Origin of the sequence: Clostridium lapidicellarium (assembly GCF_041224415.1) — a bacterium.
GTDB lineage: Bacteria > Bacillota > Clostridia > Clostridiales > Clostridiaceae > Clostridium_B > Clostridium_B lapidicellarium.
The window spans coordinates 1-15,218 of the sequence record NZ_JBGFFE010000030.1 but is presented as its reverse complement, the minus strand read 5'-3'; the positions used below and the strand labels follow the sequence as shown (position 1 = coordinate 15,218).

The window sequence follows — 15,218 nt, the reverse complement described above, 5'->3', positions numbered from 1 at the left end:
TTAATTATTATAGGAGGAATTATGAATGGTCAAAGTTGGAATTAATGGTTTTGGAAGAATAGGGAGAAATGTATTCAAGGCATTGGTTAAGCACTATTCAGGTGAATTGGAAGTTGTAGGCATCAACGATTTGACCAGTGCAAAGACACTGGCGCACCTTCTGAAATACGATTCATTGTACGGGAGATTTGATGGGACTGTAGAAGCAAAGGAAAATTCAATAGTTGTAAATGGAAATGAAATAAAGATATTTGCAGAGAGGGATCCTAAAAATATAGATTGGAATTCACTGGGGGCTGAAATAGTTATAGAGTCAACCGGACTGTTTACCGACGCTGTAAAAGCCAGGGTTCATCTTGGCGGAACGGTTAAGAAAGTTTTAATATCAGCACCTGCCAAAAATGAGGATATCACAATAGTCATGGGAGTTAATGAAGAAAAATACGATCCTGCCAAACACAATATAATTTCAAATGCTTCCTGCACTACGAATTGTTTGGCACCTTTTGCAAAAGTTGTGGATAGGGAATTTAAGATAGTAAAGGGATTGATGACTACAGTTCATTCCTATACAGGAGATCAGAGATTGCTTGATGCTCCCCATAAGGATTTGAGGAGGGCGAGAGCTGCCTGTGAATCCATGATCCCGACAACTACGGGTGCAGCAAAGGCCGTTGCACTTGTGCTTCCTCAATTGAAGGGGAAGTTAAATGGATTTGCACTTAGAGTACCTACACCTACGGTATCCTGTACGGATTTAGTGGCAGAGGTATCCAGAGATGTTACGGTCGAAGAGATAAATGGCGCATTTAAAAAAGCTTCAGAAACTGATATGAAGGGAATACTGGGTTACAGCGAGGAACCTCTTGTATCTGTTGACTACAGGGGAGATGAAAGATCTTCCATAGTAGATGGTTTGTCTACAATGGTTATAGGCGGGAACATGGTGAAAGTGATTTCCTGGTATGACAATGAATTTGGATACTCGAATAGACTGGCGGATTTAACTAAATATGTAGCTGATAGATTATAATTGTTATTGGGCCTGGTTTTGTAGTTTTGACTATGAGGCCGGGCTTATTTACTATGTACTTGATGTTGAATATAAGGTAGAATCTTAATGAAGGGAGTTGATCAAATAATGGCTTTTAATAAGAAGACAATAGAGGATATAGATGTAAGCGGGAAGAAGGTGCTGGTAAGGTGTGATTTCAATGTCCCATTAAAGGATGGACATATAACCGATGAAAACAGGTTGATTGGGGCTCTTCCAACTATAAAATATTTAATACAAAACGATGCAAGGGTTATACTTTGTTCTCATCTTGGAAAACCCAAAGGGGAGCCCAAACCTGAATTATCACTGGAGCCAGTTGCAGAGAGACTTTCAGAAATGCTTAAAAGAAAAGTTGTATTTGCTGCAGATGACAACGTAGTTGGAGAAAATGCAAAGCGGGCCGTTCGCAATATGAAGGATGGAGACGTGATACTGCTGCAGAACACACGATATAGAATAGAAGAGACAAAAAATGAGGACAGTTTTTCCAAAGAATTGGCATCTCTTGCTGAAATCTTTGTAAATGACGCTTTTGGAACGGCCCACAGGGCTCACTGCTCTACAGTTGGAGTTACCAAATTTTTAAGTACGGCTGTGTGCGGCTATTTGATTCAGAAAGAGATCAAGTTTTTGGGAGATGCAGTTGAGAACCCCAAGAGACCTTTTGTGGCCATATTGGGAGGTGCTAAAATTTCAGACAAGATAAATGTAATAAATAATTTATTGGAAAAAGTAGATGTACTGATAATAGGGGGAGGTATGAGCTATACTTTTTCTAAAGCCCAGGGCCATACTGTCGGAAACTCCATGGTTGAGGAAGATAAAATAAAATATGCAAAAGAGATGATAGACAAAGCAAAATCTAGAAATGTAAAATTACTTTTGCCTCTGGATAACGTAGTGACGGATAAATTTGACGCAAATGCAAAACCTATTGTGACAGAAACGGAAGATATAGGAGACGGATACATGGGACTGGATATCGGGCCCAAAACGTGCAAATTATATGAAAGCACAATAGCTGGTGCCAAAACAATAGTGTGGAATGGCCCCATGGGTGTATTTGAATTCAAGAATTTTGCAGGGGGAACATTTGCTATAGCTAAAGCCATGTCAGAATCAAATGCCGCCACAATTATAGGCGGAGGAGATAGTGCGGCAGCTGTCAACCAATTTGGATTTGGAAACAAAATGACACATATTTCCACAGGCGGTGGAGCTTCTCTTGAATTTTTGGGAGGTAAGAAACTGCCAGGTATAGAAGCGCTTAATGACAAATAGCAATTGAGATCTTAAAAAATAGGGGGTTTGATGTAAATGAGAAAACCGATAATAGCAGGCAACTGGAAAATGAATAAAACTTTGGATGAGGCACTGAAACTGGTAGAGGAATTAAAGCCTCTTGTAAAGGATGCAAAATGTGATGTGGTAATATGTCCTCCCTACATCTGTCTAAACGAAATAGTTGGGAAAGTGCGTGGAACCAACATAAAGGTTGGAGCACAGAATATGTATTATGAAGAAAGCGGAGCTTATACTGGTGAAGTGTCTCCACAGATGCTTGAATCCATTGGGATAGATTATGTTATAATTGGACATAGTGAAAGAAGGCGATATTTTGCTGAAACAGATGAAGCTGTCAACAAAAAAGTCAAAAAGGCCTTTGAGCATAATATAATTCCTATAATTTGCTGTGGGGAAACACTGGAAGAGAGAGAGTCAAATGTGACCCGGGAAGTTTTGGGAAGGCAGATAAAGCTGGACCTTGCAGATCTTAAAGATGAAGAAGTTGAAAAATTAGTGGTTGCTTATGAACCCATATGGGCTATAGGTACTGGTAAAACGGCTACGGATAAACAGGCAAATGAAACTATAGGTTATATAAGAAGTTTAATTGCTTCGATGTATGGGGAGAAAACTGCAGAAAAGACTAGAATTCAATACGGCGGTTCAGTAAAACCAGCTACAATAAAAGCTCAAATGAACCAGCCTGAAATAGATGGAGCATTGGTTGGAGGGGCAAGTTTGAGACCGGCCGATTTTTCGGCAATAGTAAATTATGAAAAAAACTGAGGCGATAATTTCCCTTTGGCTTTAATATCTTTTGAAATTTTTGGAGGTAAAAATGAAAAAAAATCCAGTAATGCTTATGATATTAGATGGTTTTGGAATTTCTGAAAAGAAGGAGGGGAATGCAGTTAAAGCGGCATATAAACCTAATTTTGACAGATGTATCAGTCAATATCCCCATGCTGAATTGTCAGCAAGCGGATCAAGTGTGGGACTGCCTGAAGGTCAGATGGGCAATTCAGAGGTTGGGCATATGAATATAGGTGCTGGAAGAATAGTATATCAAGATTTATCCAGAATTACAGAATCCATAGAAGATGGGAGCTTTTTTAAAAACAGGGCTTTAAATAAAGCTATGGACAATGTTATTAAAAATAATTCAGATCTCCACCTTCTTGGTCTTGTGTCGCCGGGAGGAGTACATTCTCATATGGATCACCTGAAGGGGCTTTTAAGGTTTGCCAAAGAGAAAGGTATTCACAGGGTATATATTCATGCTTTTACAGACGGGAGAGATGTTCCCCCTTCTTCGGCTGTTAGTTATATAAAGAACATAAATCAATATATTGATAATATCGGAGTTGGCAAAATAGCTACGGTATCAGGAAGATATTATGCCATGGATAGAGATAAAAGGTGGGAGAGAGTAAAACTTGCATACAATGCACTGGTGTATGGCAAAGGGAATAAAGCGAGAAGTGCGCTGGAAGCTGTGGAAAATTCCTATGAAAATGGCAGAACAGATGAATTTATAGTACCTACCGTTATTGAAACAAAGGGAGTGCCTGCAGCTACTATAAAAAATGGAGATTCCGTAATATTCTTCAACTTTAGACCTGACAGGGCGAGGCAGCTTACGAGGGCAGTAGTTGACGATAACTTCCAGGAATTTAAAAGGGATAAGCTTGATTTGGAGTTTGTGACCATGACACAATATGATTCCACAATAAATAATGTGGATATAGCTTTTCCAAATAAATATTATAAAAATACTCTAGGAGAATACGTCAGCAAAATGGGTAAAAATCAATTGAGAATAGCTGAAACGGAAAAGTATGCACATGTGACTTTCTTTTTTAACGGAGGTATTGAAACGCCGAATAAAAATGAAGACAGGGTGCTTGTACCCTCACCTAAAGTTGCCACTTATGATTTAAAACCCGAGATGAGTGCCAGGGAAGTTACATCTCAACTGTTGAGTAGATTGGATATGGATAAATATGATATGATAGTATTGAATTTTGCAAATCCGGATATGGTAGGGCATACAGGAGTCTTTAAGGCTGCTAAGGCTGCTGTAGAAGTGGTAGATGAATGCTTGGGTAAAATTGTAAAAAAGGTACTGAAAAAAGACGGAGCTGTCTTTATAACTGCAGATCATGGCAATTCTGAACAGATGATAGACTATTCTACACATAAACCTATGACGGCCCACACTACCAATAAGGTACCATTTATATACGTGTCAAAAAATGCAAGACCCTTGAGGAAAAATGGTATTTTGGCTGATATTGCACCTACAATGCTTGAAGTTATGGGACTTGACAAACCTGAGGAAATGACAGGTCAAAGTCTTATCCTAAAGTAATATATTTTAAAATTTAAGTGCATGAAATAAAAATTTGAAAGGAGCTGATATTCATGAAAAATTATGTGGAAATAGTGGATGTTACAGCGAGACAAATTCTTGATTCAAGATCAAACCCTACTGTAGAGGTGGAAGTTGTGCTGGAAGATGGTACCACAGGAAGGGCGGCAGTGCCGTCTGGGGCATCTACAGGGGAGTTTGAGGCTGTAGAACTCAGAGACGGGGATCCGGAAAGATACCAGGGAAAAGGCGTGTCGAAGGCTATTGATAATGTAAACAATTATATAGCGGAGGAACTTATAGGAATGAATGTATTTGACCAGGTGCTGATAGATAAGACAATGATAGAATTGGATGGGACTCACAACAAGGGGAAATTGGGGGCTAATGCTATGCTGGGTGTTTCCCTTGCATGTGCAAAGGCTGCAGCCAAATATCTGGGGTTGAGTTTGTATCAATATATAGGAGGAGTTAATGCAAAAGTTCTTCCTGTCCCTATGATGAACATATTAAATGGAGGAAAACATGCAGATAACAATGTGGATCTACAGGAATTCATGATAATGCCCGCAGGCGCACCGAGTTTTAGCGAGGCTCTCAGGATGGGTTCAGAAGTTTATCATGCGTTGAAATCCATATTGAAATCAAGGGGATATGAGACTGGAGTAGGTGATGAAGGTGGATTTGCTCCAAATTTAAAATCAAATGAAGAGGCAGTACAGGTTATAGTTGAAGCCATAGAGAAAGCTGGATATAAACCGGGCAGCGATATATATATAGCACTGGATCCCGCCTCATCGGAATTTTATGAAGATGGCAAATACAACCTGAAAGGTGAGGGAAAAGTGCTGACTCCGGAAGAAATGGTAGATTTTTATGTGGATATTGTGAAGAAATACCCCATAATTTCCCTGGAAGATGGAATGGCAGAAGAAGACTGGGAAGGATGGAAGATACTTACCGATAAACTGGGACATAAAATTCAGCTGGTAGGTGATGATCTTTTTGTAACAAATACTGAAAGATTGAAAAAAGGCATATCTGAAAAAGTTGCAAATTCTATCCTTATAAAATTAAATCAGATAGGTACCCTTACTGAAACGTTGAATGCTATAGAAATGGCTGAAAGAGCTGGATATACCGCAGTGGTATCCCATAGATCCGGAGAAACCGAGGATACGACTATTGCAGATCTGGTAGTGGCAGTAAATGCAGGCCAGATAAAAACTGGAGCCCCGGCCAGGAGTGAAAGGGTTGCAAAGTACAACCAGCTCTTGAGAATAGAGGAAGAGTTGGGAGATGCAGCTGAGTACAGAGGGCTAGATGCATTTTATAATATAAGATAATTTTGTGTGACAGCTCTTAGGGTCCAGTCGAATGGTTTTTCTCACTGACCTTGGGAGCTCTTAATATTAAAAATCATAAATTGAAATTAGTATTTATATATGTTAATATTAAATGTATGTGAATATTAGAAGTACAATAGTTTGCATATAGTAGCAGGAGGTAAAAAGCCATGCATGTTTTTTTAATAATCTTACAATTGATAATAGGAGTTTTACTTATAGTGGTAGTTCTCATGCAGCCAGGTAGGACCAATGGATTGAGTGGTTTTATATCAGGTGGTGCAGGTGAAAGCTTTTACTCGAGAAATAAATCCAGGACATCGGAGGCTATGCTGTCCAGATTAACTGTTTTTTTGGCTGTAGCATTTGCAGCTATATGTGTAATTCAAAATTTAATAAAATAGTTATGTTTGGAAATAGTTTATTATGAATAGAGTAGGGTTTACTCTATTTATTTTTTATAGAGATTTAAATATAGTTTATTTTTGATATTGAATATTTTCCCTTCTTAATGTCAATATAATAAAAGGTGGTGAAAAAATGAGTATAAAAGAGGCAATTGTAAATTTTATGGAAGAACAGGTATATAAGCCTATGACAATAAAAGAGTTGAGAAAAGTTTTTTGTATAAAGAAGGATGAGACAAGGGACTTTAAAAAAGTGATAGATCAGCTGGAAAAAGAAGGCTCGATAATTAGAACACGTACTAATAGATATGGACTGCCTGACAAGATGGGACTTGTAACGGGAAAGTTTCAGGGCCATCAAAAAGGATATGGATTTGTCATATCGGATAATGAGGGAATGGATGTATTTATACCTTCTTCCTTTTTAAATGGTGCCATGAATGGGGATAAAGTGGTGGCCAAAGTGGTCAGCGAAGGAGATAATGGAAAAAAACGTGAGGGCGAAGTTATAAGAATACTTGAAAGGGCAAATAAGACGATAATAGGAACCTTTGAGAACAATAAAAATTTTGGATTTGTCGTTCCGGAGGAAAAACGTATATGTCAGGATATATTTATACCCAAAGAATGTAAAAAAGGTGCAAAAACAGGAGATATAGTAATTGTCCAGATGACTAAATGGTCCAGTAAAAGGAGAAATCCTGAAGGTAAAATAGTAAATATTCTGGGCAAAAAAGGAGAAAAAGGAATAGACATATTGACTATAATAAAGAAAAACAATCTTCCGGAAGAATTTCCTGAAAAGGTTCTGGATTATGCTGAGAGCTTACCTGAAAAAATACCGGAAAGCGAGTATAAAAGAAGAGTTGATTTGAGAGATGTCACTACAGTCACCATAGATGGCGAAGATGCCAAAGATCTGGATGATGCTGTATCTTTAAGGAAACTTGAAAACGGGAATTATTATTTAGGTGTTCACATAGCAGACGTATCGCATTATGTGAAGGAAAAAAGCCCGCTGGATAGGGAAGCATTAAAAAGAGGAAATTCGGTATATCTTATAGACAGGGTTATACCAATGCTACCGCGGAAATTATCCAATGGCATCTGCAGTTTGAACCCCAATGAAGATAGACTGACTTTAAGTTGTCTTATGGAAATAGACAAAAAGGGGAAAGTATTAAAGCATGATATTGTAGAAAGTATAATAAGAAGCAATGAGAAAATGACTTATACGAATGTTACGAAAATACTCAAAAATGAAGATGCGGAAATTATGAAGAGGTATGGTTATCTTGCAGATGAGTTTAAACTTATGGAAGAACTCTGTAAGATATTGAACAGGAAAAGAAAGATGAGGGGCGCTATAGATTTTGACATCGAAGAATGTAAAATAACATTGGATTCTCTGGGAGTGCCTGTAAAGATTGAACCCTATGAAAGGGGAATATCAAATAGAATAATAGAAGAATTCATGCTGGTGTGCAATGAAACCATAGCTGAGCATATGTTTTGGACTAATATGCCGTTTGTATACAGAATACATGAGAATCCAGACGAGGAGAAACTGATGCGTTTTAATGAATTTGTCCATAATCTTGGCTATGCAGTTAAATGGGGACAGGAAGTTCACCCTAAGGCTCTACAGGATATTATAGAGAAAGTAAAGGGGAAAAAAGAGGAAACAGTAGTGAGCACACTGCTGCTTCGTTCCATGAAGCAGGCCAGGTATTCACCGGAGTGTGTAGGACATTTCGGACTTGCAGCTAGGTATTATTGCCATTTTACTTCACCTATAAGAAGGTATCCCGATCTGATTATTCATAGAATAATCAAGGAATTTATAAATGGAAAATTGAATGAAGGCAGGATAAAGAGATTCACCAAAACAGTTGATTATGCAGCGAGGCAGTCTTCTGATACGGAGAGAATAGCTCAGGATGCAGAGAGGGAAGTGGATGATCTTAAGAAAGCAGAGTATATGAATAAGAGAATTGGTGAAGAGTATGATGGAATAGTATCCTCAGTGACAAATTTTGGAATGTTTGTTGAACTTCCGAATACAGTTGAAGGATTGGTTCATATAAGTACCTTGGAGGATGATTATTATATTTATGATGAAAAACATCTGAGCCTTATGGGGGAAAAAACCAGGAATATATATAAATTGGGTGATGAAGTGAGAGTTCGTGTACTGAAAGTTGATATGTTCGCCCATGAGATATATTTTGGATTGATAGGAAGAAATAACATTGAATCAGATGAAAATTAGACACTGATATAAAAAGGGGATGGATACTTTTATGACAAAAAAAAAATCTAATAAAGCTCTTGCGGAAAATAGGAAAGCCAGACATGATTATTTTATTGAGGAAACCGTGGAAGCTGGGATAGAACTGGTTGGAACAGAAGTTAAATCCATAAGAGAGGGTAAAGCTAATTTGAAAGACAGCTATGGTGAAATAAGAAGCGGGGAGATATTTATACGGAATATGCACATAAGCCCCTATGAAAAGGGAAATATTTTTAATAGGAATCCCTTGAGAGATAGAAGATTACTTCTTCATAAAAGGGAAATAATGAAATTATCCGGATATACCAGCCAGCGGGGATATACTCTTGTTCCATTATCTCTTTATCTTAAACATGGAAGGGTAAAGGTAAATTTGGCCGTAGTAAAGGGGAAGAAAAATTATGACAAGAGAGATGCCCTTTTGGAGAAGGCTGCCAAGAGAGACATGGAAAGACAGATGAAACAAAAATACAGATAAAATTTTGGAAAAGAAGCTGAGTCAAACTTTGAATCTTTGTTTTAAGATTGGATTTTCCCTATAAGCACCGTAAATATTGGCATTTGTTATTAGGTCACCTGTACCAAGTGCAGGTACTACGGGAATTGAATATGTCTTGTTGATGCTGAGCGGTTTGTCGGTTGAATTGGTATATTCGTCTGAAACATAATATTTATCAATGGTACCGCTGCTCCTTGTTATAATTAGTTCTATCATTGCTACAAATATGGAATGTTGTTCAATTGTTCCGGTTGCTATTACTTCAGTTAAGCTGGGATTTGGAATAGGGCTATTGGATATTTGCACCGATAGATGAAACTCATGATTGCAATATGATCTTCTATTTTTAATGTGTGTACTGTTATCATTTTGTTTATAAGTGACGGTTATAAAAGGAACTATCTGCTGCTTTTTTGCTGATGACGAACCAAAACTTGCTATGGAATTGTTCCATACGTTGGAAATCATTATGCCTTTGTTTGATGAGGCATTTTTGATCCATGAAGAAACTATACGGGTTATATCTGCGGTAACTGTTGATTTTGATGTCATTGGATAAAATCGTATTCCGCTAAATTTATCTGATGATGGAATTCTGAGATAAGTGGTGTATATGCTGAAATGGTCGTATATTGGATATATTATAAATTCGATATTTTTATCATTGTGAAAACCATCACACTTAAACAAAGTTAATTTGGCATTAGCTATTATAATGTTATTTGGCAATGAAGAAATATTGAAATAGAGCAGACCGTGATACTCAAACTCGTTATCACACCCTACGATTATTTTATAGTCGTGAATATTCCCGTCTGGAATTTTATCGGTTAATGTGAGACTTTTACTTGCTGGGATTATAAGTGTATCCAAGGATATCACCTCCAGTTTAAAATGATATAATAGATGACCAATAACATTTTTATGTTTTGGCCATCTTTTTATTATATTATGACTGAACTATTTGAGCTTTTAATGACCCATAGCTTGTCAATGTTACGGTTTCACCTGTTTCTAATTTTGGAACAATTGCAAGATTAAGAGTATCATTAACATCTAATGGGGTTGTACCTGCTGAATTGTCATAAACGGTAGCAATAGAAAAATATTCATGACTGGAGTCGGCTCTAAGGACGTCCAATTGAACTGCTTCAACGAAACTAGTTCCTGCCGGTACAGTTCCTGTTACTGTAACCAATTGCCCGGAAGCAGTTTGCGGTGTATCAAAATCTACTGGTAATGCAGCCATATATTATTCACTTCCTTTGTTTTTTATTTAGCATAGAGATAAACTTTTGTCTAATAAATATAGTATTTTAAATTTATGAAATTGTTACAAATCCATTTGACATCCTTTTTGACATACATAGTAAAAATCTATATTGAATATGTTGTTATTTGGTAATGATACATTATAAATCAAAAATGACTACCTATCTGAATATAGATAAGTAGTCATTTATTAAAATTCATTGTTACCAGTTGGTGGAGGCGAACCAATCAATGTCAATAATTAAGACTCAAAGTAGTGGTGCTAGATTAAATATCTATATTCCTATAAAAAAATTAAATATAATAAGTTGGTATTTTTATGTTAAAAACAATGTTAGCAATTCTGCACAAATTTGGTTATCATATGATTTTGCGAATATAAAGGACAGCAACATACAAAAAATGGTAGAAAAGGGAGCTATAGCGTTGAATCTTTCCCAGCCCTTTGACTGGAAAATGATAAGCGGTAACTCTTTAGGATTTAATATTCCCAAATGGGCTACACATTTTTTAATTCGCATTAATTTAGATAGCACAACTACAGCATTAAAGCTTTATATCGATAATTTAGTATGTATTGAGATGTAAAAAAGCGAAGAGGTGAAGAAAATGATAGTAATATATGACAATACTTGCCCTGATAAAACAAAATTATCTGTAAAAGTAATTTTACCTGATGAATGTAAAGGGCAAGTCCTAAAAACTGAGAGTTACATTATTACTGATACCAAATTATTATATCCTGATGAAATGGCTACTTTAAATCTTAATACGAACAAAATTACTTATAATAAAATACCGACAGACTTAGATTTGGTAAAGCAGCAAAACGCACAAATAATATTAGTTTTAGTAGAAGGAGGATTATTATAAATGGATTGGTTTAGGACAGTCCTAGATTTTTTTTAAGGCTGGGTATTATACAGTAGATCAAGTTAAAATTTTTGTAGCTAAAAATAAAATTACCGAAGAACAATTTAAAATTATAACTGGACAAAATTACACATAATTATAGAAATATTTACATTTTTACCTATGTTGCTGTATAATAAAAATATTGCGATATAGGACGAGGAGGGGGATTATTATACAGTTAAGCTTAAGAAGAATATATGAATATACTATAGCATGTTTATTTTTTCTGTTTTTCACAGCACCTATTTTGTCACCGTACGTAAATAATTTTACTATTTACATATACTGGTTTATACCTTTTTTAGATATTTTTTATTTATTATATTTACTTAAAGGAAGATATAATAAAAGAATTGTGCTATTGGTATATTTATTTCTATTATTTTTAATTTTTAAAAAAGATTATATAACTGCATTGAAAATTGTTTCAATTATAAGTACAATATTATATTTATTTTATTTAAAAAAATATAATTTGTTTAAATTATTGTATACATTTATGTTTTTAAATATTTTTATAGCTATTATACAATTTGTATTTTTATATGTAAACCCAAATATAAGCAACTTGCTCGGGCCAACCAATATTTCTAATTTAGTTTGGGGAAAATATGCGACACCTACTTTTACAAATTTTTATACTATATTTTTATTCCCCAGAGTTTCAGGGTGGTCAAGAGAAGCCGGATTTTTTGCGTCATTATTAGGGATAACATATATAATTTATTTAAGTGATAAAAATAAAAAGATAAAAAAGCTTAAGAGTTTATCGAATAATTTTTTATTTATTGTAGGATTTATAATATCTCTTTCAAAAGCATCAATTTCAATAATTGGAATTGGTCTTATAATAAAACTAAAAAGGATATTAAATAAAATTCCTTTGTTTTTGGGAGTTATATTATTCCTATTTGTAGTTATATTTATATCAAATAAATTTTTGTTAAATATGTACTATGATCCGTCTAACGCAAGCATAGTACATAGAATTAGTGGATATACAATAATGTCAAAAATGCCGATTACTGAGTTATTTTTAGGGAAAGAAAACATGGAAGATATAAGCATATTTAATGAATACCCATTTTTAAGTTATATAAGCCAGTATAAACAATTTGCGGGTTTACCAAATACAATAATACACGAGGGATTAATAACTTTTATATTTTATATTATTCTTTTATATTTATTAAAAGTTAGATTTAGTGGGTTTTTAATTATAACTTTAATTACTGCTACAACAGATTATTTTACCGCTACTTCTTTTGTTGTATTAGGCTATTTTTATGTATTGAATAGTATATTTACAAAGAATGATATCACAAAGAAACGTAAAAAGTTAAGAATAATATGGAAGTAAATAATAGAATAATTTTGCGAACTAAGTAATCAAGGAGTTTTGGAGAAATCCAAAACTTTTTTTAATACTTAAAAATACTTATATGGGGGGCTTAGAGTGGAGTATATCATAAATTATTTTAAAGAATTTACAGGAAAATTATTAGCTGTAGGGTTTGCAAGTTCTACGTTAGGAGCATTGTTTACCTGGTGCTTTGGTGGGTGGGAAATGGGATTAAAGGTATTAGTGTCCTGTATGGTACTGGATTACGTTACAGGGCTTATGTGTGGGTGTAAAGAAAAACATTTAAATAGCTCACGAGGGTTTATCGGGCTTAAGAAAAAGTTCACTATACTCTTAATTTTAATACTAGCTGTACTTTTGGATAGACTTCTTGGACAGTGTTGGACATTTCGTACTATGGTTATATATTTTTATGTAGCAATGGAAGGAATAAGTATATCTGAAAATGCAGCTAAATTAGGGGTTCCAATACCTAAAAAACTAATTAACGCACTTGAACAATTAAAAAAATAAGGAGGTAATTTTATGGTAATCACATATGATTTTGGACATGGTACAGGGCAGGACAGAGGGGCGAATGGGTACAGAAATGAAGAACATGACTGTAGGGAATACGGGGCATTGGTAATACAAAAGTTAAAGCAATTGGGGTATAGTTGTTATGATTGTACTCCATCTGCTAGCCCTGCTTTAACTTTAGGACAAAGTCTTGCTTATAGGGTTAACAAAGCCAATTCTATAGGTTCTCAGTTACACTTATGTTTTCATGTAAATGCGTTTCAAACTGACAAGGCAACAGGATGCGAGGTGGAATATGCTAGTGCCGCAGGTCAGGCTTATGCCACAAAAGTGTCTGCGGAGATATCTACAGCTCTTGGACTAACAAATAGAGGTGCTAAAAGTCAACCAGGACTATATGTACTTAAACACACCAACATGACAGCCATCCTGGTTGAACCTTTCTTCTGCGACAATAAAGCAGATTGTGACAAATACAATGCTGAAAAGCTGGCAACTGCTATTGTGAAAGGCATTACAGGGCGAACAGTATCTAGCCAGCCACAGGCAGTACCTACAGCACAAGCAGTACCAAACTATGATACAAGTATTCCAATAGGGCCAAACATCTTCCCTATATTAGGAAAATTCTATATAGAGCTTAGGACAGATGGCGACATGGGAATACATCTGGATAGAGGGAATTATATCACTATTCGTAAAGGTGGAGCACCTGTAGTAGTTTATAACAACAATAAAGGTCAAGGCGGCTCTAAAGTATTATTTTAAATAAAAATTTACGGAGGTAATAAAAATGGAAAATGTAACAAGTATAATTGCACAAGGTGTTTTAAGTATTGTAGGGGCGTTAGCCTCTTATTTTATTACAATTGGAGTTACTTATCTTAAGAAGAAAAGAGAAGCTTTAATAGGTCAAATTGGTGTAGACCAATACAACAAAGATTATAGGATAGCTCAAGACATATTTTATGTAGTAGAACAGCAATTTAGATTTATTCCTCAGGCAGGAAAGCAAAAAGCGGATGCATTTAATAAGCTGCTAACCGAAAAAGTACCCGGAATATCCCAGGAAGAACTAGACCATTTTAGAGAGGCTATTGTAGGTAAGGCGAATGTAGAAGTTAAGAATAGTGGTATTTTGGCTCCTGCCTTTGCAGAAGGAAAAGACGTAGCAGATGTAGTACAGCCAGCACAGAAATAATTATTGCCCCGGGAAACCGGGGCTTTATTTTTTATATAAAAAATATTTCCAAAAACTTTCTATTGCACAATATACGTATTATGGTATGATGTGTATATCATATTCTAAGTTTGTTATTTTATGTACATATGTTATGCCTATATTTTCTTATATCAATTGTGGATTTAATTGGTGGAGGCGAGGGGAGTCGAACCCCTGTCCGAAAATGGAAACATTTGAGCATCTCCGAGTGCAGTCCTTAATTTGATATTCCTTCCTTCAGGCGTCTAAGGACAAACTCCTGAATTCAGTAGCTTCATAAATTCCGTTTCCAGCTCAAAGCTTTACTGGACTCGGTACCCCGCTGTCGGCGCCAGGCCCTGGAACGCGGGAAATCCAGGCTGACGGTTAGCAGACTATGCTGCTAAAGCTAAATTTTCGTTATTATTGTTTGCGTTTAAATTTAATCCCATAGTTTTTTAACGCGGGTCCACAGGTTCCCTCGACTCGCTTCTCAAACACATCTCATCCCCGTCGAAACCATTGCGCCCCCAGGTTATAAGATACATTGACCTGATATTATAAAAACAATAAGTCAATGTAGTATTAAATTATATCACCTAACTTTTCATAAGTCAATTATAAATATTGCAGTCATATCAAAAATATGATTTAATTGTGATAATGTCTTAGTATACCGCATTTGATT

General features: G+C 35.6%; 17 protein-coding genes and 1 other RNA gene. 15 read left to right on the top strand and 3 right to left on the bottom strand.

Annotated elements, in window-relative coordinates:
- Nucleotides 1-25: 25 nt before the first annotated feature.
- From gap to smpB, 8 genes are all read left to right on the top strand, one after another.
- Entirely contained in the window at nucleotides 26-1,033 is a 1,008-nt protein-coding gene (gap, locus tag AB8S09_RS14450; protein WP_369869393.1) for a type I glyceraldehyde-3-phosphate dehydrogenase, read from the top strand.
- A gap of 108 nt (nucleotides 1,034-1,141) precedes the next feature.
- Nucleotides 1,142-2,338 carry a phosphoglycerate kinase gene (locus AB8S09_RS14445; RefSeq protein WP_369869392.1) on the top strand — a complete coding sequence of 399 codons (1,197 nt, stop codon included), beginning with the start codon at nucleotides 1,142-1,144 and terminating at the stop codon, nucleotides 2,336-2,338.
- A gap of 36 nt (nucleotides 2,339-2,374) precedes the next feature.
- The gene (gene tpiA, locus AB8S09_RS14440; RefSeq protein ID WP_369869391.1) at nucleotides 2,375-3,130 is read left to right on the top strand and encodes a triose-phosphate isomerase; all 756 of its coding nucleotides are present in this window, start codon (nucleotides 2,375-2,377) and stop codon (nucleotides 3,128-3,130) included.
- Between the two features lie 52 nt (nucleotides 3,131-3,182).
- A complete protein-coding gene (gene gpmI, locus AB8S09_RS14435; RefSeq protein ID WP_369869390.1) occupies nucleotides 3,183-4,715 on the top strand; it encodes a 2,3-bisphosphoglycerate-independent phosphoglycerate mutase in 1,533 nt (510 codons plus the stop codon).
- Between the two features lie 53 nt (nucleotides 4,716-4,768).
- Nucleotides 4,769-6,061 carry a phosphopyruvate hydratase gene (gene eno, locus AB8S09_RS14430; protein ID WP_369869389.1) on the top strand — a complete coding sequence of 431 codons (1,293 nt, stop codon included), beginning with the start codon at nucleotides 4,769-4,771 and terminating at the stop codon, nucleotides 6,059-6,061.
- A 170-nt stretch (nucleotides 6,062-6,231) separates the two neighbouring features.
- Nucleotides 6,232-6,465, top strand: coding sequence for a preprotein translocase subunit SecG (secG, locus tag AB8S09_RS14425; protein ID WP_294180017.1), 234 nt, complete (start codon nucleotides 6,232-6,234; stop codon nucleotides 6,463-6,465).
- Between the two features lie 136 nt (nucleotides 6,466-6,601).
- Nucleotides 6,602-8,740 (top strand): ribonuclease R, encoded by a 2,139-nt coding sequence (gene rnr, locus AB8S09_RS14420; RefSeq protein ID WP_369869388.1) that lies wholly within the window; start codon nucleotides 6,602-6,604, stop codon nucleotides 8,738-8,740.
- A gap of 31 nt (nucleotides 8,741-8,771) precedes the next feature.
- A complete protein-coding gene (gene smpB, locus AB8S09_RS14415) occupies nucleotides 8,772-9,239 on the top strand; it encodes an SsrA-binding protein SmpB (protein ID WP_294180021.1) in 468 nt (155 codons plus the stop codon).
- A gap of 21 nt (nucleotides 9,240-9,260) precedes the next feature.
- Here smpB and AB8S09_RS14410 read toward each other — a convergent pair whose 3' ends face one another.
- The gene (locus AB8S09_RS14410; protein ID WP_369869387.1) at nucleotides 9,261-10,133 is read right to left on the bottom strand and encodes a DNRLRE domain-containing protein; all 873 of its coding nucleotides are present in this window, start codon (nucleotides 10,131-10,133) and stop codon (nucleotides 9,261-9,263) included.
- 76 nt (nucleotides 10,134-10,209) lie between these two features.
- The gene (locus AB8S09_RS14405) at nucleotides 10,210-10,509 is read right to left on the bottom strand and encodes a hypothetical protein (protein ID WP_294180024.1); all 300 of its coding nucleotides are present in this window, start codon (nucleotides 10,507-10,509) and stop codon (nucleotides 10,210-10,212) included.
- 254 nt (nucleotides 10,510-10,763) lie between these two features.
- Here AB8S09_RS14405 and AB8S09_RS14400 point away from each other — a divergent pair, with 254 nt between their 5' ends.
- The 7 genes from AB8S09_RS14400 (at nucleotide 10,764) to AB8S09_RS14370 (ending at nucleotide 14,530) form a co-directional block, all read left to right on the top strand.
- Nucleotides 10,764-11,120, top strand: coding sequence for a hypothetical protein (locus AB8S09_RS14400; protein ID WP_369869386.1), 357 nt, complete (start codon nucleotides 10,764-10,766; stop codon nucleotides 11,118-11,120).
- Between the two features lie 21 nt (nucleotides 11,121-11,141).
- Nucleotides 11,142-11,405: a hypothetical protein gene (locus AB8S09_RS14395; RefSeq protein WP_369869385.1), complete on the top strand. Its 264-nt coding sequence runs from the start codon at nucleotides 11,142-11,144 to the stop codon at nucleotides 11,403-11,405.
- A 25-nt stretch (nucleotides 11,406-11,430) separates the two neighbouring features.
- A complete protein-coding gene (locus AB8S09_RS14390) occupies nucleotides 11,431-11,541 on the top strand; it encodes an XkdX family protein (RefSeq protein ID WP_369869408.1) in 111 nt (36 codons plus the stop codon).
- Between the two features lie 261 nt (nucleotides 11,542-11,802).
- Nucleotides 11,803-12,807, top strand: a complete 1,005-nt coding sequence (locus AB8S09_RS14385) for a hypothetical protein (protein WP_369869384.1) — start codon at nucleotides 11,803-11,805, stop codon at nucleotides 12,805-12,807.
- A 96-nt stretch (nucleotides 12,808-12,903) separates the two neighbouring features.
- Nucleotides 12,904-13,323 carry a phage holin family protein gene (locus tag AB8S09_RS14380; protein WP_369869383.1) on the top strand — a complete coding sequence of 140 codons (420 nt, stop codon included), beginning with the start codon at nucleotides 12,904-12,906 and terminating at the stop codon, nucleotides 13,321-13,323.
- Between the two features lie 12 nt (nucleotides 13,324-13,335).
- Nucleotides 13,336-14,097, top strand: a complete 762-nt coding sequence (locus AB8S09_RS14375; RefSeq protein ID WP_369869382.1) for an N-acetylmuramoyl-L-alanine amidase — start codon at nucleotides 13,336-13,338, stop codon at nucleotides 14,095-14,097.
- A 25-nt stretch (nucleotides 14,098-14,122) separates the two neighbouring features.
- On the top strand, nucleotides 14,123-14,530 hold the full coding sequence (locus AB8S09_RS14370; RefSeq protein WP_369869381.1) for a hypothetical protein: 408 nt from the start codon (nucleotides 14,123-14,125) through the stop codon (nucleotides 14,528-14,530).
- A 169-nt stretch (nucleotides 14,531-14,699) separates the two neighbouring features.
- Here the strand turns inward: AB8S09_RS14370 and ssrA are convergent.
- Nucleotides 14,700-15,062, bottom strand: a transfer-messenger RNA (tmRNA) gene (gene ssrA / locus AB8S09_RS14365).
- Between the last annotated feature and the right edge of the window lie 156 nt (nucleotides 15,063-15,218).